This window comes from Bradyrhizobium sp. USDA 4341 (genome assembly GCF_054063755.1).
Window position 1 is genome coordinate 1950444 of the sequence record NZ_JBSSGO010000002.1, and the last position, 18081, is coordinate 1968524.

Annotated in this window: 15 protein-coding genes; 2 read left to right on the plus strand and 13 right to left on the minus strand. The window is 60.5% G+C overall.

The genetic code is table 11. The features are described 5' to 3' along the window. Positions 1-2: 2 nt before the first annotated feature. The 12 genes from ACVIGB_RS15265 to asnB (ACVIGB_RS15320) form a co-directional block, all read right to left on the minus strand. Complete coding sequence (locus tag ACVIGB_RS15265) at positions 3-2540, minus strand: lipid II:glycine glycyltransferase FemX (RefSeq protein WP_456722005.1); 2538 nt, start codon at positions 2538-2540, stop codon at positions 3-5. Beyond that, positions 2537-3364 carry a class I SAM-dependent methyltransferase gene (locus ACVIGB_RS15270; RefSeq protein ID WP_456722004.1) on the minus strand — a complete coding sequence of 276 codons (828 nt, stop codon included), beginning with the start codon at positions 3362-3364 and terminating at the stop codon, positions 2537-2539. The genes ACVIGB_RS15265 and ACVIGB_RS15270 overlap by 4 nt, the downstream gene beginning before the upstream one ends. Further along, positions 3364-4683 (minus strand): ABC transporter ATP-binding protein, encoded by a 1320-nt coding sequence (locus ACVIGB_RS15275; protein WP_092115538.1) that lies wholly within the window; start codon positions 4681-4683, stop codon positions 3364-3366. Before ACVIGB_RS15275 ends, ACVIGB_RS15270 begins: the two co-directional genes overlap by 1 nt. Then, positions 4667-5410 (minus strand): ABC transporter permease, encoded by a 744-nt coding sequence (locus tag ACVIGB_RS15280; protein ID WP_456722003.1) that lies wholly within the window; start codon positions 5408-5410, stop codon positions 4667-4669. The genes ACVIGB_RS15275 and ACVIGB_RS15280 overlap by 17 nt, the downstream gene beginning before the upstream one ends. A 147-nt stretch (positions 5411-5557) precedes the next feature. After that, positions 5558-7429, minus strand: a complete 1872-nt coding sequence (gene asnB / locus ACVIGB_RS15285) for an asparagine synthase (glutamine-hydrolyzing) (protein ID WP_092115540.1) — start codon at positions 7427-7429, stop codon at positions 5558-5560. A gap of 54 nt (positions 7430-7483) precedes the next feature. Beyond that, positions 7484-8479, minus strand: coding sequence for an NAD-dependent epimerase/dehydratase family protein (locus tag ACVIGB_RS15290; RefSeq protein WP_176530103.1), 996 nt, complete (start codon positions 8477-8479; stop codon positions 7484-7486). Positions 8480-8484: 5 nt separating this feature from the next. Beyond that, positions 8485-9078: an acyltransferase gene (locus ACVIGB_RS15295; RefSeq protein ID WP_456749157.1), complete on the minus strand. Its 594-nt coding sequence runs from the start codon at positions 9076-9078 to the stop codon at positions 8485-8487. Next, entirely contained in the window at positions 9075-10013 is a 939-nt protein-coding gene (locus ACVIGB_RS15300; protein WP_456722002.1) for a Gfo/Idh/MocA family oxidoreductase, read from the minus strand. Before ACVIGB_RS15300 ends, ACVIGB_RS15295 begins: the two co-directional genes overlap by 4 nt. A gap of 116 nt (positions 10014-10129) precedes the next feature. Continuing rightward, positions 10130-10639 (minus strand): transcription termination/antitermination protein NusG, encoded by a 510-nt coding sequence (nusG, locus tag ACVIGB_RS15305; protein WP_456722001.1) that lies wholly within the window; start codon positions 10637-10639, stop codon positions 10130-10132. Positions 10640-10644: 5 nt separating this feature from the next. Continuing rightward, complete coding sequence (locus ACVIGB_RS15310) at positions 10645-11283, minus strand: winged helix-turn-helix transcriptional regulator (RefSeq protein WP_456722000.1); 639 nt, start codon at positions 11281-11283, stop codon at positions 10645-10647. Positions 11284-11419: 136 nt separating this feature from the next. Continuing rightward, positions 11420-12637, minus strand: a complete 1218-nt coding sequence (locus ACVIGB_RS15315; protein ID WP_456721999.1) for a glycosyltransferase family 4 protein — start codon at positions 12635-12637, stop codon at positions 11420-11422. A gap of 76 nt (positions 12638-12713) precedes the next feature. Continuing rightward, entirely contained in the window at positions 12714-14528 is a 1815-nt protein-coding gene (gene asnB, locus ACVIGB_RS15320; protein ID WP_456721998.1) for an asparagine synthase (glutamine-hydrolyzing), read from the minus strand. Between the two features lie 287 nt (positions 14529-14815). Here asnB (ACVIGB_RS15320) and ACVIGB_RS15325 point away from each other — a divergent pair, with 287 nt between their 5' ends. Together ACVIGB_RS15325 and ACVIGB_RS15330 are read left to right on the plus strand one after the other, a co-directional pair. After that, positions 14816-16120, plus strand: coding sequence for a hypothetical protein (locus tag ACVIGB_RS15325; RefSeq protein WP_456721997.1), 1305 nt, complete (start codon positions 14816-14818; stop codon positions 16118-16120). A gap of 45 nt (positions 16121-16165) precedes the next feature. Beyond that, the gene (locus ACVIGB_RS15330) at positions 16166-17314 is read left to right on the plus strand and encodes a glycosyltransferase (RefSeq protein ID WP_456721996.1); all 1149 of its coding nucleotides are present in this window, start codon (positions 16166-16168) and stop codon (positions 17312-17314) included. Positions 17315-17337: 23 nt separating this feature from the next. Here ACVIGB_RS15330 and ACVIGB_RS15335 read toward each other — a convergent pair whose 3' ends face one another. After that, entirely contained in the window at positions 17338-18057 is a 720-nt protein-coding gene (locus tag ACVIGB_RS15335) for a glycosyltransferase (protein WP_456721995.1), read from the minus strand. Positions 18058-18081 lie beyond the last annotated feature (24 nt).

Below are 18081 nucleotides of genomic sequence, written 5' to 3' on the forward strand. Positions count from 1 at the left end.
ACTCAGCTGCTCCGTCGGCCCAAAAGCCGCGCCCAGGAGAAAGCCGGCCGAACGTCAGCCTGCCGCTGCTCGGGACGGCTATCGAACCATGCGAGGCATTCGCTCATCGTCCACGGAACGAATCCGTCGTTGACGACCTTGCGAACCGCGTGATGCATCCCTCGGGCCTTGTCGATATTCTCCGGATGCAGATTGACGACGATCACGCCGGGGACGCCGCTCTTCCGAATATCGTCCGCAAGTCCGACAATGCAATCCGCCGATTGATCATCATTCCAGCCGTGCACAAACACGATCCCGTCGCCGATGGCGGTCAGGATGCTCCAGTGATCCGTGAGCTTGTCATCGAGCAAAAGTCTTCCGGGTAGCAGCGAGCCGTTGAGCATGCGACCATCAAGCCCGGGCAGATTGGAGCTCCCCTTCACGCCATGCGCATTCCATGGCTCGGCATGTTTCCAATACCCGTCGTTCAGAAATCCATGATTTCGGACAGTCCGCGCGTCCTCTCCCGTCAGCTGCTTGAACCAGTTCGCCTGTTCCGAGAACAGCTCGGCATATTTTTGCGGCTCTTCAAGCGCGTCGGGATGCAAACCAAGTTCGACGCGCCCGCGCGACTTGAGTTGCGCCAACGTCTCCGGTGTATGCTTGGTAAGCGGATGAAGAAAATATGTAACCGGCAGCGAGCCGAGCGCTTCCAGCTGCTCGGCATACCGATCGAGCGCGGCTTGATCGTCATCGCCCGTGATGACGATCGCACCCGGCGCCCCATTCGGCAACATCGGAAGCCTGGTCTCGCCGCACAGGCGCGTCAGCGCGTCCGACAAGGCTTCGCACCACCAGTCGGCATGCCGCTCACGCGCATCCTCGCCGGCAAGCTGGCCTTCGAAGAGATAGTTTGGCCGCTCGCCAGCAAAGCCCCACATCGCATCCGTAGGCCGCTTGTCGGCGGCCGCCGGATCGCCCTGGCGATACCGAACGAGGTCCGAAACGATATCGGTGCCGGCGAATATCATCGACCCGCCTGCGGAGGTGCGTAAGCAGAGCCAGGCAGCTCGCCCCTCGTCATCGGTTACGACAGGCACGCCTTCCGCCGCCACAAATCGCATATACGAGTGAAGCGTCCGCAACCTCTTCCAGGGCTTCTGCCCCGCCATTTCGGCCCGCAGGACCCGCGGCGAATCGACGGCCCTTGCTTCCGATCTGACGGCGAATGCCTTGGTAAACCCAACGGCCGGCAATACGGCAACGACGGAGCCACAGCGACCAAGAAAGTCGGACGCTCGGCTCACATCCTCGCGCTGCGGACGATACAGAACCAGAGGCCTGCCGTCCGGCGACGCCGAGGCACCAGGGAATCCGAAGACGCGCAGAAGGTGGGCAACAAACTCACTACCGGCTCGCGCGGACACAAAAGACTCTGCGGCGCGATAGCCCACGCCTCTGACGTTCTCTTCCAACGCGGGCAATTCCCGACGGTATCTTTCCGGGCGACGAAACATGCTCCCCTGAATGATCGGCAACGACGTCGATCCGAACTTCGTCTTGAAGTACGATACTTTCGAGATCGGCCAGTCTCGCGGCACTTCCGGAAACCACGGCCCCAGACGATACGTTCGAAACCCGGCTCGCTTGGCCCACAACATCGCGTTCCAATGAAGCAAATCGTTGGGTCGGAGCTTCAAGGCATCAGATCGGGCGGCTCCGGCCATGAAGTGCACGGCCGTCTTGTCGCTGAGCACGATCAACCCGGCCAACCGGGCGGCTCGTTCACGCACGAAGAGCAGATGCGCCCGGCCCTGTGCGAAAAAGCCATCCAGGACCGCTTCGTAGTACGAAACCGGTGGCAGCGCCTCTCCCGTCCTGACGGCCGACTCTTCGGCTATTTCCAAGTAGTCCTTCAGAGCTGATCGATCGGTAGCGACTTCGAACTCGAGGCCGGCCTTGAGCGCCTTCCGAACGGCCCTTCGGCACCCTTCGTCCAAATTCGAGAACATGTCGTCTTCGGACTGGTCAAGCTCGACCAACTGATCGGCATTGACCGTCGAGTGCCCCGGGAAGGGGCTCATTCCATTCGGACCGAATGCTATTCCCAACTGGAATCCAAAATCTGTCACCCAAAAAGGAATTTCCTCACGCGAGTCCGCGCGATTGCTCGGCGCAAGATTGTGCGAGTTGAGCTGGATTCGATCGACATCGTACAGTTCGGCCAGTCGAAATATCTCGTCCATGGCCGCCGTGCGGAGGGCTTTCCTGGTACCGCGGTCGATCCGCCCACTCGTAGCCAACCCGGTATGACGATGGATTCCTGAATGCAGAAGGCGCTCACCGAACGGCATACCCGTCCCGTCACTCAGGTACAACGGCTGAATACCGACGATTTCGTCGTTCTCGATCAGCGCGAACGACAGGTTCGCATCGACAAAGAAACGCTCCTCGATCGAAACCCACGCCGTATCGTGGTTCAGCCAGGCCTCGGGCGAAGACGCCGCCAACGCGTTCCAGCGGCCACGATCGACGTCGTGAAATCCGACGATTCTCATCTAGCGACAAAAATGACGTTGAAGCGGGTGCCGAGATAGGGATTGCGCGGGTGGATGTCGACTATCTCTGTCTCGACCCGAAGGCGCTTCCCGAGATCGATGAAGTCCTCCTTGAGGAAGTCATACGATACGATTTCCGGTTTGATCTGTGCGGAGGGCGCGTCTTTGGCGAATCCAAGATAGCTTGCAACCTTGGCCAAGGAATTGGGCTTCCGTTGCTTGACCATGGTTTCCAGCGGCGGGCGAGCGGCTAGCTGGGCGCCAAATCCAGCCGCCAGTTGCGCCGCGATCTGCTGAGACTGTTCAAGCTTGCTTCGATCGGGCACGGAGCCGATGAGAACGCGCCCGCCAGGGCGCACGACCCGAAGCATCTCTCGAATGATCAATTCGCCGGTCTGAAACTTCGGAAAGTTCGAGAACACATCATAGCAAAAGGCGGCGTCAAACTCGCGGTCACCGAACTGCAAATTCTCCCCGGCCGCCTGGCGGAAGTCGGCATTGGGGAGCTCAAGCCGTCGCGCAACGCCGAGCGGGGTCTCCGCTAGATCGACGCCCACGTACTTGCCGACGTTCGGCGCAACGAGCAACGCAAGAAGGCCGGCGGCGCATCCCACCTCCAGAACCTTGCAGTTCTGGTCGAGCTGCATCAGGCTCGACATGTGCGATTTCAGATCGGAAAGCAGGTCCTCATCGGTCCAGAGAAACGGATTTCTGCCGGCGACGTAACAGAGGTCATCCAGCGTCGGTTTCTCCGATATCTGCCGTGCGCGAAGCTCAAAGAACGCCTCGAGCCTCTCCTGCCAATCACCATCCGTCATCGTCATCAGCTTCGCTCGATACTGCAGGTGAATTTCGGATCGTAGAGATAATTGAAATGCCACAGTGAATTACGCGACACCGAGAACTGCGCCGCCTTCTCGACATAATGCAGAATGGCTTCCGCCCCCTTCGGCAGCATGTGCCGGCACAGAGCGGCAGAGATGTAATATTGTCCTTCGCCAAGAGCGAGCTCGGGCACCTCGTAGATGACGCTGCCGCGTTCCGGCAGACCATCCTCCCCATCGAGAAACAGGCCACCGTCGTACCCCTCGATTCCGGTCACAGCCTGAAGCCGCGCGGTATCGATCCGCAGACTTGCGTAGATCTGCTTGTGCTCGGAGAAGCCCGACCACGACACCCGGATTCGAAGCGGCTGCCCATTCTTGACAACGCCGATCGGCTTGCCTTCGACGTCGATCACCTCGACGGCAGTGATCTGCAGGGTGTCGCCGCCAAGCTCGTATTTTCCGGTTTCGGCCGTGCTCTCAATCGACTCGCTCAGCTTCTTGGTTTCCCGGAGATTGCGCGCTTCCTCGATATCCCAAACACTCTGCTCATAGGCCTTACTGACGCGCTGGGCATTTCCGTGCATCAGCACCCGCCCCTTGTCGATCCAGATCGCCTCGTCACACAGCTCACTGATCAACCCGCTCGAGTGCGAGACGAACAGGACGGTGGCGCCGCTTTCGCAGATCTGACGAACTCGCTTCATGCACTTGTTGACAAATGCGGTGTCGCCGGCAGCGAGAGCCTCGTCGACGATGAATAACTCCGGATCGACGCTGATCGCCGTGGCGAAGGTGAGCCGCGCTTGCATGCCGCTGGAATAGGTCCGGAACGGCTGATCGATCACCTCGGCAAGCTCGCTGAAATCGATGATCCAGGGAACCTTCGCCTCGATTTCCGCTCTCGTCATGCCCAGGCACATGCCGCCGAGCACGATGTTGTCGCGACCCGACACATCCGGATGAAAGCCGGTCCCCAATTCCAGAATCGCGGACAGCTTTCCGGCCACTTCAACTCGCCCGGTTGTGGCATCCAGCAGTCCGGCAATGATCTTCAGGAGGGTACTTTTTCCCGCGCCGTTCGGCCCGATGATGCCGACTACGCGCCCGCGCAACACTTCAAAGGAAACATTCTGGACCGCCCAATGCTCATGGTGCCGGGGCTTTCCGGTGATGATCTCCTTCAGGAAGTCCAACGGCTGCTGATAGAGCCGATAGGCCTTTCCCAGGTCAGTGACGCGAATGGCGCACTGCGGGTCCAATGACCCGGCAAGTGCGATCAGTTCGCCGGCGTCTCGATTGTCAGAGAGCATTGCCATAGTACGGTTTCAGCTTTTCAAACATGCGGTATCCGAGCCCCAGACTTAGCAGCGCGAACACGATTGTAACCGCCCAGGCGTATGGATGCTTGAACGAACCGAAGAAGAGGACGTCCTGGTAGACCCAGACGAGGTAACTGAAGGGATTCGAATAGATCAACGGACGAAGGGCACGCGGCATCCAGTCGGGCAGGTACACCGTCGGCATCAAATACATCGCGATCGAGGTGAACACCGTGACGATCTCGCGCAGATCGCGAAAGAAGGGAGTGACTGCAGCAAGGGCGAAGCTCAATCCGATCGCCAGAATTGCATGAACGGCAAATACGACCGGCAGCAGCAGGAGCATCCAGCTGAGCCCGCCCACATAAGCCTTGTAGAGAATGACGAGCGCAAGCGCCGGCAGATGAGGGACCGTTGCAGCAATGGTTGCCGCGATCGGAAGCAGCTCGATCGGAAACACAACCTGCTTGACGAGACTTGCGCTCCCTATCAGCGCTCCGGGTCCGCGAACAAGCGCGGCCTGCATCATCAGCCACGGAACCAGACTTGCCAGGATGTAGGCAGAGAAATCGCCGGGAAAATCCGCGCTGATCGACAGCTTGCTGCCCAACACGAAGCCGAAGATGAGCAGGTATGTTCCGACGACAACGAGTGGATGAATGAAAATCCACAAGGCGCCAAACCCGTGCCGCGCATGCGCAGCGCTCAAGTCACGATCGACCATCTCCCGCAAGAGATCGGGATATCGCCGGATCTGGCTGATCGTGGTCCATAAGGCCTGGGAGTTGCGGTATGGCGAGAGGCCAACCCGCACCCATCTTGCCGCCGGGAAGAGACCGTTCATCTGCAGCGCGCTCCCATTTGTGCGTGCCTAAAAGCTGCTTTCCATGATCTGCTCGAGATTGAGCAAAGACCAGATCAGCAGCCGCCTGTTTTCCCGTCCTTCCAGATGTTCGTCGACCAACGAGCGAACGGTCTTTCGGTCGACCAGGTCGTATATGCGGGCCGTGTTGCTGAAGAGCCTCCGTTTGACATACTCGATGCTCTCGCCCTTGAACCAGCTGGCATCCGGCGCGGAGAAGCCCTGCTTCTCGCGCTCCGCCACCTCGTCGGGGATATGCCGGCTCATCATCTTCCGCAAAATCAACTTGCCGTCCTTCGTGCGCTCGTAATAGCGCTGCGCCTTTCCGCCGGGCTCGTTTTCGTTGAGACGAATGACCTCGGTCAGATTGCCGAGTTTCATCTTGGCGGGAAGCTTCATTGCGAAATCGACGAGATCATTGTCGAGAAACGGCACTCGGCTCTCAAGTCCATGCGCCATCGCCAGCTTGTCCTCGACGATAAGCAGCCCGTTCAGGAACGTCTTGGCCTCGAAGTAGAGCGAGTGATTGACGTAATCCTCAGGCCGCCGCAGCTCGGAGGCGTGCTCCTTGAACACCCCCCTGAAGATGTCGATCGGCGAGGTCTGCCTGGCCTCATCCCATACCGGCCCCAGTAGCTTCGGCATCGTTCCGCTCGGAACCATGCGCTGCCAGAATCCGAAGTACTTCTCGATATAATGATCGAAGTCGTCGTTCACGACAGCGCGGTAGTAACGCCAGGGGTATCCGCCGAAGAGTTCGTCTCCCCCGGTCCCGGTCAGGACCACCTTGCCAAATTTGGATGCGAGTTTTGCCGCATAGAAATTCGGATAGGACTGGCCGACGCGAGGCTCTTCCAGATGCCATGCAAGCTGAGGCAGTGCCCGCTCCATGTCGCCGGCCTTCAAGACCATTTCGTAGTGCTCGGTCTTGAACAGATACGACATATGCTCGGCCTTCGTCCGCTCGTCGTATCCGAGTTCGACGCCGGAGGCCGAGTTGAGATCGAAGCCGACCGTAAACGTCCGCATGAACGGCAGTTGGCTCGATGCCAGCGCGGTGATGGAGCCTGAATCCATGCCGCCGGAAAGATAGCACCCGACCTCGACGTCACTCACAAGCTGCCGGTTGACCGCCTGCCTGAACAGCCGATCGAGCTCGTCGGTCGCCTCATTCTCATCGACGGCGTACCCGGGCTCCTCGAAATGAAAATCCCAGTACTGCACCGGCTCAACGGCCCTGCTGTCCTGCGAAATCTGCAGATAGCAACCGGCCGGCAACAGTTTCACGCCGGCAAACAGTGTCCGCTCAGCGAAGAAGTTCTGAAAGCTCAGATATTCCGACAGCCCCCTGATGTCGACGCGCGGCTTGTACTCCGAAAATGCCCGAAAGGCCTTGTGCTCGGAGGCGAACACGAAGGTCTGCCCAAGTTCGGCATAGTAGAGCGGCTTCACGCCGAAGCGATCCCGGGCCAACGTGAGCTTCCGCTCGTGATTGTCCCAGATCGCAAAGGCGAACATGCCGTTGAACTTGAGAAGCGCACCAAGACCCCACTCGGCGAAGGCGTGCAGCAACACCTCGCTGTCGCCGGAAGAGTTGAAGACGTGGCCCCTCGCCGAAAGCTCGACCTTCAATTCCTTGAAGTTGTAGATCTCCCCATTGTAGGTCAGCACAAATCGGCCGTCGCGCATCTCCATCGGCTGCCGCGCGGCGTCGGTCAGATCAATGATCGACAGCCGGCGATGACCGAGTCCAACGGGACCGTTGCAGTAGTGGCCCTCTCCGTCCGGCCCGCGATGAGCAATGATATCGGTCATTGCCGTCAACGTGGTGATTGAAGCGGGCCGCCCGTCGCGGTGCAGAATTCCGGCTATGCCACACATGTTATTCTGGCCGATCTATTCAATGATGTCGGGTGCGAGGTCAGATCTGAACCTTCAGATTTGAGCCTTGGCACGACGCTGATCGACCTGATCGATATGGCTCCTGCGCCAGTCGATCAGCCGCCGCAACCCTTCGTCCAGGTCGATCGCGGCGGTGAAGCCGATCTCCTCCTGCGCCCGCTTCGGCGATCCGATCCGATTGCGCACCAGCGTGGCCTGGCTCCGCGGCGCATAGTTGATCGGCTGATTGGAGCCGGTGAGGTTCAGGAGCTTCTCGGCGATCTGCTTCAGCGAGGTCCGGTGTCCTGTGCCGACATTGTAGAAGCGATCCGTCGCGCTCGCGCCCATGGCGCACAGATTGGCGCGCGCGCAATCCTCCACCGCGACGAAATCGAACGCCTCCGAGCCATCCCCCAGGATCGTCGGTCCCTCTCCCTTGTCGATCGCGTCGAGCATCTTCATGATCACGGCGATATACGCACCCCGGTAATCCTGACGCGGTCCGTACACGTTCATATAGCGGAGGCCGACATAGTCGAGGCCGTAGCGGAAGTGGTAGGCACGGGCCATGGCCTCGCCACAGATCTTGGTCGCACCATAGAAGTTCTTGTTGTTGAACGGATGGTCTTCCGTCATCGGCTCCTCGACGGCATCGCCATAGACCGAGGCCGACGACGACCAGACCAGCCGCTTGACGCCGTTGCGCACGCATCCGTCCAGGACGTTGAACATTCCGTTGACGTTGACGTCAAAGGCCGTCCGCGGGAATTCGTGACACTGCAGCAACCAGAGCGCTGCGAACTGAAACACCCCGTCGGCGCCCTTCAGGGCCGCATCGAGGATATCGACCTGGGTGATATCGCCGCCGGCCTCGAAGATCTTGACGCGAGGGTCGCGCAGCGCGCCGGCAAGGTTCTCATGCGTGCCGCGCACGAAGTTGTCGTAAATGACGATCTCGCCGACATCAGTCTGCGTCAGCTGATCGACCGCATGCGACCCGATCAGCCCGGCGCCCCCGATAACGACAACCTTCTTTCCGCGAATGTCCATCTTCTTCAACCCTCAATTTCAACCAGCGCTTCATTATGAAGCTCATAACGACGGTGAGTGCGTGGGCAGACCAGATCGCTGCCCAGCCGCTCGCCTGCTCTACTCATCCAACCAATCCGGCGGGCCGGATTGCCTGCCATCAACGAAAATGCGGCGACATTCTTCGTGACAACAGCACCGGCTCCGATGAAGCAGTACTCGCCCAGCGAATGTCCGCAGACGATGGTCGCATTGGCGCCAATGCTGGCGCCGCGTCCGATCGGCGTCTTGCGAAACTCGTCCTTCCGCGACACGCCGGCGCGCGGATTGTTCACGTTCGTGAAGACGCAACTCGGTCCGCAGAACACGTCATCCTCAAGTTCGACGCCATCATAGATCGAGACGTTGTTCTGGATCTTGCAGCCGTTTCCGATCCGAACGTTCGGACCGATCATCACGTTCTGGCCAATCGAGCAGTCCTCGCCGATCACCGTCCGCGCCAGAATGTGGCAAAAGTGCCAGATCTTGGTGCCGCGCCCGAGCACCGCCCCATCGTCAACGTAGCTCGATTGATGGATCAGGACGCCTGGAAAGCGCGGATCCTCGCGCATCTCGCTCATTTGTGCATCGCCTTCTGGGCAAAGGCGTGAACGCCGTTGCTTCTGACGATCGGCGCATCGCGAAACGTGGAGACGATATCGATCGAGGGGCGGACTTCGTCCAGCTTGAAGCCGCGGCCGGCGACGATCTCCTCATAGCTGCGCGTATGGAGATCAGTGAATCCTTCCGAGAATTCGACCTCCTCGCCGTCGACGGTGATCGAGCGATAGGTCGTCTTCTTGCCTTTCACGCTGTCGGGCAGGTCGTTGCGGTCCAGGGACAGAAACCAGCTGACATCCGCGCGCTCGCACTCCAGAGAGCCGGCCGCCCTCTCCGCCTCGCGCAGGTGCGCCTCGTTGCGGCTGGCGGGGCCGAACACGAAGCTCAGCATGTCGAAGAAGTGCACCCCGATATTGGTCGCGACACCACCCGACTTGGCGTCTGCTCCCTTCCAGGAGGTGTGATACCAGCGCCCGCGCGAGGTGATGTATGTCAGTTCAACCTTGTGGCGCTTGCGCGAGTTCGCGAAACGATCGCGCAGCGCGATGATCGCCGGATGCAGCCGCAATTGCAGAATCGTCGAGATGCGGCGACCGGTGTCTTGCTCGATGGCGGCCAGTTCGTCGATGTCGCCGGGATTGAGGACCAGTGGCTTTTCGCAGATGGCATCCACGCCCGAGCGCAGCGCAAACCGGCAGTGTGCGTCGTGCAGATAGTTCGGCGAGCAGATCGACATATAGTCGATCTTTCGGCCGCCTCTGCGCAACTGGTCGACATGGCGATCGAACAGCTCGAACTGGGTGAAGAACTCGGCATCCGGAAAATGGCTGTCCATGATGCCCACGGAATCGTTGGGATCGTACGCCACGGCCAGATTGCCGCCGGTCTCGGCCATCGCCCGCATGTGCCGCGGCGCGATGTAGCCGGCAGCGCCGATCAATGCGTAAGTCGTCATGGGCCCCTCTCTCAAACGTTTCTGCCTGCTTCAGGCAAAGCTACCGCACTCGGGGTGAATCGAACATCACACCCAAGCCAAACATGTCCATTGCGCCTGCCCGGAGGCAGACGCAGTTACGCCGCAGCGATCAGGTCCGTCCCGACAAGAACACGGACCTTGCGGCCCAACAGGTTCAAGAGAACCGCAACGCGATGCTGATCGCTGGCGTCTTCAACGAGCGCAAGACTGTCGACGAACGCACCTTCGACAATTCGCACTTTATCCCCGGGCGAGAACGCCGGCCCGCGCGCAAGCGTGATGAAGCCGGCTTCGTCCTCGCGCCCCTTCAGGGCATCGATGACGCGGTCTTCCACCACCGCCGGCCGATCTCCCACACACACAAGATGCGACACGCCGAGCGTCGATTGAATGGCACGCCACCGCTGCGACGCGAGATCGATCCCGACAAAGAGATAGCGCGGAAACAACGGACGCGGCACAATCTCCACCTTCCTGGCGTGGCTGCGACGCTTCAGGTAACGGGGGAAATAGATCGAAAATCCCTGCCGCTCGAGGTTGGCGGCCGCCTTTGCTTCGGCATTGACCTGCGTCTGAACGACGTACCAGCGTGAACTGAGCTCCATGGCCATCACGCCCCCAACGATTGCTTTGGACGCAGGCCCAGCAGATCCGGCGCAAGGACTTTCTCCGCCCCGAAATTGCTGACCGCCTGCTCGAATACACCGCGCGCCGCCGTCAGATGCGTCACAACGACCGCATCGAACGGCTCGTCCACCAACGCGTAGGAGGAAACGACCTTGACACCAATGAACCGGGTCGCGGTTGCATCGGGATCAACGATCGCAATGACGGAAATTGGCCCATCGACCGCGCACAGGATCGCGATTTCGCAGAGGTCGGATTGTCCGGCGAGCACCACCCGCCTGAAGCCGAGCGCCTGAGCGCGCTCAAACAGCCTGCCATACTCCTCCTTCGCCTTGCGGAAGAGCGAAAACGAGTCCGACAGGAACTGGACGGTCAGTCGCGATTTCTCGGAGAAGCCTTGCGGCGTGAGGTAATAGGCATAACGCCGCGCCGGCGCCTGCCCGACCTTGACGAAGCCCTTCTTGATCGCCCGCTTCAGGTAGGCGTTGACCAGGCCGAGCGCGACGCCGAGATCGGCCGCGATCCGCCGCTGCGACTGCGCACCATCGGCTTCAAGCGAGGTGAGCAGACCGAGCACCAGCCGGTCGCTGTCATTCTCATCTGTCGGTAGAATGCCCGCCATCACGCCTATCCCCACTGGAAAGGCTGATAGCGCGTTCACCGGATGAACGTCAAGCGAATTCGTTCACGCGGTGAACACCGTAAGCTATTGATAATAAACAAATTTACTCAAGGTACGTGTGTCGCCGCAGCCACACCTAGGCCGGATCCCCGGCCTCGGCCAGATACCGCGCGGCAAGCGTCGAATAGCTGTACCGCTGCGCGATAGCGACGCGTTCGGCCCGCGAACGCGCCGGACCGTCCAGCGCGGCGCGCAGGGACGCGGCGAGTGCGCCGGGGTCGTCCGGCGCGCATCGCGCAGTCACCAAATCCTCGAGCCCGGCGAGCGCTCGCGCTTCGCAGGCAATGACGCTGCGCGGTGCGAACAGGCAGTAGTCGAACAGCTTGTTGGGGCTGATGCCGTGATGGTAGAGCGCGTTCTTGTGGAAGGCGACGACCGCGCAATCGGACGCGTGCAGCATACCATGCACGATCGACCGATCGACTTCGTCGTGAAACTCCACGTTGGCAAGCCCTGCCGCCCGCTGCTTCAGCGCGGCGAGCGAAGTGCCTGAACCGATCAGAACGAAACTGATCTCGGGGCTTGTGCTGCCGAGGACAGCGGCGGCGTCGAGAACGACCTCCACTGCGTTTGGCGGCCCCATGCCGCCGGCATAGAGGACAACCCGCCTGCCCTGCTGCTTCAACTGATTGATACGGTCGATCAACGGATGACCGAGAGTTTCGATCGTCAGCGCGCTCTGGATCTCACCGTCGGACACCCCGTTGGGGATCCAGATGAACTTGCCGGCGCTCAAGCCACGCGCCCGCATATGGGCTTCCGCACCGGCCAAAAGACAGATCACGCGATCCGCGGCGCGATAGGCGGACCGCTCCTTCCAGCCGAGCAACCTCACGAGCGGGTGCCAGGTCGGGGTCATTCCAAGCGCCACGATGCTCTCCGGCCAGAGGTCACGAACCTCCAACCAGAACCTGGCACCGAAGCGCTGCGCGATCTGACGCGCCGCCGAAATGAAGAACAGATGCGGGCTGGACGCGATCATCAGATCCGGCTCGCCGAATTGCGTGGCGATCGCCGATGTCGCCGAGCGAAAGGCCGGCGCAAAGCTCAGATTGTTGCGCAGCCTCCCCAGATTGCCGCCATCATAGCGCGGAGTATCGAGGAACCAGAAGTCGACGCCGTTGATCTGCTGCGGCCCCGGAGCGCGCGGCTGCCGGTGCAGATGATGGAAGCCGGCACTGACCACCACGACCCGATGCCCCATCTTTCCCCAGGCATCTGCGAGCCAAAACGGACGCCAGTGACGGCCAAGGCCCGGCCCGCCTGCGAACGGATGCAATAGCCAGATGTTCATCGGGCCGCCCGGAAAGCAGCGGCCGACAAGCCGGCGGTTATCGACGGCGACGATGACATCCAGGAATCATCAGGCCTCATGGCGCTTCGACCCGAAAGCGCTCACCCCAGAGCGCAACGCAATAAAGCCTCCAGCGCATTCCAAGATCGAGCCGGTGAAATTTCCTCTTGAGCTTCGGCATGTCGACATAGCGGGCCAAGAGCTCGCTTCCGATCACCTTGTCGTACATCTCGGCGGAGTGTCGCGTGAGCCAGATCCGGTCGGGAGCAGCAAAACCGATCTTGTCCCTCCGCCAGGTGATGCTGGCCGGCAGCAGATCGCTCATGGCTGCGCGAAGCGGCCATTTTGCCCATCCCTTGTTCAGCTTGATGCGTGTGGGAAGCGCCAAAGCAAACTCGACGAAGCGATAGTCGAGGAATGGAAGTCGCGTTTCGATGCCGAACCGCATGGAGTTCTTGTCCTCGAAGCGCAGCAGCATCGGCAAATTGGTCTCGGTAATCTCCAGCACTTGCATGGCCTGCGCATCCCTCGTCTTCGACGCAAAGCGGCGAAGCGGCTCCGGCAAGTCGGGATTTCGCAGGAAAGTGTAACGCAAGCGATAATAGGCAGCGCGCAGCCCTGCCGAACCGGCACCGAACAAATACATCAGCAACCGCCGGCGCGAAATCCCCGCCCGCGTGGCGGCGCCGAAGGCGGACAGGAATCCACGGACGCCACCGCTGCGAAGATGGTCGAGCAGCCAGGCCGCATAGTAGCGATGGTACCCCAGCAACGTTTCGTCACCGCCCTGACCATCGAGCAGCACGATGACGCCATTCGATCGCGCGGCCTTCATCACCGCATACTGCATCATGATCGAAGGACCTGCGAACGGCTCCTCCTGAACGTCGAGCAAAGTCTCCGCCGTCGATGCAAATTCCTGATAGGTCGGCTTGGTGCGCAGCCAGTTCAACTCTGCCCGTTCTGCAACTTCCGCCGCGTACGCCTCTTCATTGTTGGACGCCTGCTCGCTCACGGCCGTGATGGCAAAGAAGCGCTCGCTCGAGCCTGGCGCATAGCGCCGCGCGGCCAGCGTCGCGACACTCGAACTGTCCAGCCCACCCGACAGGCAGGTTCCGACCCGAACATCCGAACGCAGCCGCAGACGCGTCGCGTCATCGAGCAGCTCCCGCAACGATTTCGCCGCGCTGCCTTCATCAGACACGGCCAGCCCAGGCGCGAGTGAATAGTAGCGCTCGATTTCGACCTGCCCCGTCGACACATCGACGCGCATCCGATGCCCGGGAGGCAATTTCTCGACGCCCTTGAAGAAGGTCCGGCTGGTATGGTCGGTCATGCCGCAAACGAGGAAATCGTTGATCAGATCATCATCCGCGATCGGGCGCTCGATCAGCGGAAGAAGCTGGCGGATCTCCGAGCCGAACGCGAACTGCTTCGCCGTATTGACGTAGTAGAACGGCTTCACGCCAAACCTGTCGCGAGCGCAGAACAGCGTGTTGTCGCGCTCATCGTGAATCGCAAACGACCACATGCCGTTGAAGCGTTCGAGGCACGCTGCACCCCAGCAAACATAGGCTGTGAGCAGGACCTCGGTATCCGAAGCCGTATGAAAGGTGTATCCGAGCGCCTCGAGCTCCGTGCGGAGCTCGACGTAATTGTAGATCTCGCCGTTGTAGGTGATCCAGATCGGGAGCCGTCTGTCGCGCATCGGCTGCGCGCCGTCATCGGTCAGATCGATGATGGCCAGTCGCCGGTGTCCGATCCCGACGTTCCCGTTGATCCTCACCCCACGCCCATCCGGACCGCGGTGGGCAACGAGATCGGTCATCTGGTCCACTTGGCGGGCATCGACGGGCCCGGTCTTATCTATGAGGCCAAATATGCCGCACACGAAATGCCTATCCAGATTGATTCGATGGCGGAGCTCGGTATAACCGCCGCGTCAGAATATGCGCGCATTTGGAACAAACCGCCGCTGTCTTAACCTGTTCGTGCATTGAACGTCAACGTTCCCGAACCAGTCCAAGCTGTTTTCATACGCGGCTGAAACCTGAGATAGCGAGGGCCGCCCGCCCATTCTGCACCGCCTCTCCGGGCCTGCATCGCATGGCCGCTTCGGACCAAACCTGTGCTAGAAGCTGCTGGCTGATGTTGAGTTGGCATCCATCGGATCCCTGAGTGAACAAGATCGAACCCATCGGACCGACGTCCCTGACGGAAGCGCCGCTTCCCGCCGACGACGTTGCAACTTCCCGGCCGGCCCAATCTGCCATCGCAGGTTTCGTCACGCGCGTGCTTGTTCGCGCGGCGCGGCGCGCCACCGAGAAGCGTCTTGCGAAGGGAAAGGTGCGTACGTTGTGGGCCTCCACTCCGATCCTGACCTTGCCGCTTCTCGCACGCTGCGATCGAATGTTGGGTTTTCGCTCCTCGTCGCTGGTGTTCAACACCTACTATGTGACGAGATCATTCGACATCAACCTCATCCTGTTCGAGGGATTCCTTCGACTGCTGCGCAGCCGAAGAGGCCTCGGCCTGTTTCGTCGCCTGGTTCTGGCGTGGGCCCTGCTGCGCTACGATTTCTTCAACTACTTCTATGACCGCGGCCTGATGCTGAGCGATGGACGCTATGGCATCAACCCCGAGGAACTCGACCTCCTGTTCCGGTCGGGAAAGCGATTGTATACCTACGCCTACGGCGCCGACGTCCGAGCACGGGAATCAACGCTCGAACTCGGTCATCCCAACTTGTGCGAAGAATGCCCGGCTCCGGGCAAGTTCTGCGTCTGCACGACGGAGATGCACGCCTCGTCGATCGACCGCCTCAAGGGCCGTGCGACCGCGCAGATCGCGATGGGCGATATGGTGACGTACGTGCCCGGCTGCCGGGACATGCACTACTGGCCGATTGACGCAAGCAAGCTCGTCGCGCGGCCGCCAACCTACAAGGCCGGCGACGTCCTGAAAGTCGCGCATGCGCCGAACCACGGGCACTTCAAGGGAACCAGGCTTCTGATCGAGGCGATTGATCGGCTGGTGAAGGAGGGAGAGAAGATCGAGCTGGTCTCCGTGCAGGGCGTTCCCAACAAGAAGGTCATCGAGCTTTTCGGCGCCTCGCACGTCGTTGCGGATCAATTCGTCGCAGGCTTTCACGGCTATACGGCCCTGGAAGCGATGGCCATGGCCAAACCGGTTCTGTGCTTTCTGCGCGACGACCGAATGATGGTCGATCCGGCAACCTGCCCGATCATCAACACGCGTCCCGACGAAATCTATGATGTGCTGAAGCGATGCTTGAGGGGTGAGCTCGACCTGAACGAAATCGGCAAGGCGGGGCGCCGCTATGTCGAAGCGCATTACAGCTTGCAAGCGGTCGCAGCGAGGCTCGGAAGGCTCTATTGTGAAACCGCTGATCTGCCCGAGGATCTGCGGGCAAGCCTGACGAGGCATGTCGGCGAGTTCGCGAGAGATAATCATGCCTCGTAGCCCTGTGCGGCCTTCGCGCCCGTCGGCGGATCTGAATGCGCGCACATGAGAATCCTGCACGGACCAGTCAATGTCGGAAATCAGCCCTGGGTGCTGTCCCGCGCCGAGCGGCAGCTGGGAGCATCCAGCGACGTGGTCGTTCGCAACGACACATGGCTCGGATACTCGGCAGACCGGATGCTATCGGCAAAGGATGCCGGATTTCTCGAGACGGCCATTCGCAGCGCGGCGTTCGGTCTGAAGAACCAGTGGCATTACGATGTTCTTCACTACTATTTTGGACAGACCTTTCTGTCGCCGGGTTTCCCCCTCTCCGCGCCGGGATCAGTGCTCTCCCGGCCATCGCTGCTAACGGACATCATCAACAGACTGGCGACCGCAGACCTGCACGCCGCCCGCCTGTTCGACAAGAAGCTGTTCATGACCCTGCAAGGTTGTGATGTCCGGTTGGCGAACGAGGGAAACAGGCGAAACGAATGGACGATGTGCGCCCCGCAACACTGCGAGCTGTATCAACGATGCACGGACGCTCTCGACCATCGGCGGCACTTTCTGATCGAAAAGGTTCTGCCGCTGTTCGACCGGGTCTTCTATCTGAATCCGGAACTCGGACACATCGTACCGAACGGCCAGTTCCTCCCATATTCAAACGTCGAGATCGAGAAGTTCGACGTTGTGCCGCCTTCCGAACAGGGGCGGCTCAAGATCGTTCATGCCCCGACCGCCGGACGGATCAAGGGTACACCGATGATCCTGAAGGCCCTCGAACAATTGCGGTCACGGTACGACTTCGACCTCATCCTTGTCGAAAAGACGAGCCACGAGCAGGCGCTGGAGATTTATCGGTCGGCAGACCTCGCAATCGACCAGGTGCTGGCGGGATGGTACGGGGGATTCGCGGTCGAGATGATGGCGATGGGAAAACCGGCCGCATGCTACATCCGGGAAGAAGATATGATGTTCGTTCCGGACGCGATCAGGCGCGAACTGCCTGTCTACCGGCTGAACCCGGGAGACCTTGCAGAGAGCATTGCCGCGGTTCTTGATCGCCGTTCCGAGTGGTCCATGCGCGGACAAGCGTCGCGACTTTATGTCGAACGATGGCACAACCCGAAGTCAATCGCCAAAGCGATGCTGGATGCCTATCAAAGCCCCGATAGCAGCTTCGAGCTGATCCCGAACATGACGATGTGATCAGAGGTTTGAGCCCCCGCCTTCTATTTTGCGACGGGCTCACCAGCATTCTGACGAACGGCCTGCCGCACGGTTCTTGAAAAGCTTGCCGCAAACGCCCTGACGTTGTCATCCTGATGCGGGGCGACATTTCGAACCACGAGCCCGCGAGCCTCCTGTGAGGCTTGCGCCAGATGATCCGCCAGCGCGACCGGATCATCGACGCCGAAATAGCGCGCAGCGCCGGCGGTCTGCTCCCGGTGCACGTCGATATCGGACAGGATCATCGGAACGCCGAACGACTTCGCCTCCTCGACCGTCGTGCTCCAGCCCTCGAAGCGCGACGGGTTGAGCAGGGCTGTCGAAGCCCGCAGCAGCGCGTAGACGTGCGGCAACGGGATCACGCCGAGGTGACGAAAATGCGTATCGAGGCCGCGCTTCCGGATCTCGGAGTTGACCAGATCATAGTAGCCCGGCTCACGCCGATCTTCCGTGCTGCCGGATGCACAGACAACGACCTCGACCCCACGACGCTTCAGGATCGCCAGGGCGTCGACGACAAGCTGATGGTTCTTGTGGCGATAGAACTGATTGGGCAGATAGAAGTAGTTCGTCGGCAGATTGTACGCCGCGATGACCTCTGACGGGTCGATGTCCAGGAATGCGGCCGGCGGCTGGGTCGCGAAGCGAACGACGCTGACGGGGTTGCTGGCGTGTGGGTAGTAAGCCCTGAAATCGCGGAAGGCGCTCTCGCTGCTCAGCATGATGGTCCGCCCTGACGCGATCTG

What these genes read in the sequence shown, in the direction of transcription:
- ACVIGB_RS15330 (WP_456721996.1), top strand. Translation starts at nt 16,166, where the DNA reads ATGAGAATCCTGCACGGACCAGTCAATGTCGGAAATCAGCCCTGGGTG.
- ACVIGB_RS15315 (WP_456721999.1), bottom strand. Translation starts at nt 12,637, where the DNA reads ATGAACATCTGGCTATTGCATCCGTTCGCAGGCGGGCCGGGCCTTGGC.
- ACVIGB_RS15275 (WP_092115538.1), bottom strand. Translation starts at nt 4,683, where the DNA reads ATGGCAATGCTCTCTGACAATCGAGACGCCGGCGAACTGATCGCACTT.
- ACVIGB_RS15290 (WP_176530103.1), bottom strand. Translation starts at nt 8,479, where the DNA reads ATGGACATTCGCGGAAAGAAGGTTGTCGTTATCGGGGGCGCCGGGCTG.
- nusG (WP_456722001.1), bottom strand. Translation starts at nt 10,639, where the DNA reads ATGGAGCTCAGTTCACGCTGGTACGTCGTTCAGACGCAGGTCAATGCC.
- ACVIGB_RS15335 (WP_456721995.1), bottom strand. Translation starts at nt 18,057, where the DNA reads ATGCTGAGCAGCGAGAGCGCCTTCCGCGATTTCAGGGCTTACTACCCA.
- ACVIGB_RS15300 (WP_456722002.1), bottom strand. Translation starts at nt 10,013, where the DNA reads ATGACGACTTACGCATTGATCGGCGCTGCCGGCTACATCGCGCCGCGG.
- ACVIGB_RS15270 (WP_456722004.1), bottom strand. Translation starts at nt 3,364, where the DNA reads ATGACGATGACGGATGGTGATTGGCAGGAGAGGCTCGAGGCGTTCTTT.
- ACVIGB_RS15295 (WP_456749157.1), bottom strand. Translation starts at nt 9,078, where the DNA reads ATGAGCGAGATGCGCGAGGATCCGCGCTTTCCAGGCGTCCTGATCCAT.
- ACVIGB_RS15310 (WP_456722000.1), bottom strand. Translation starts at nt 11,283, where the DNA reads ATGGCGGGCATTCTACCGACAGATGAGAATGACAGCGACCGGCTGGTG.
- ACVIGB_RS15280 (WP_456722003.1), bottom strand. Translation starts at nt 5,410, where the DNA reads ATGGTCGATCGTGACTTGAGCGCTGCGCATGCGCGGCACGGGTTTGGC.
- ACVIGB_RS15265 (WP_456722005.1), bottom strand. Translation starts at nt 2,540, where the DNA reads ATGAGAATCGTCGGATTTCACGACGTCGATCGTGGCCGCTGGAACGCG.
- asnB (WP_092115540.1), bottom strand. Translation starts at nt 7,429, where the DNA reads ATGTGTGGCATAGCCGGAATTCTGCACCGCGACGGGCGGCCCGCTTCA.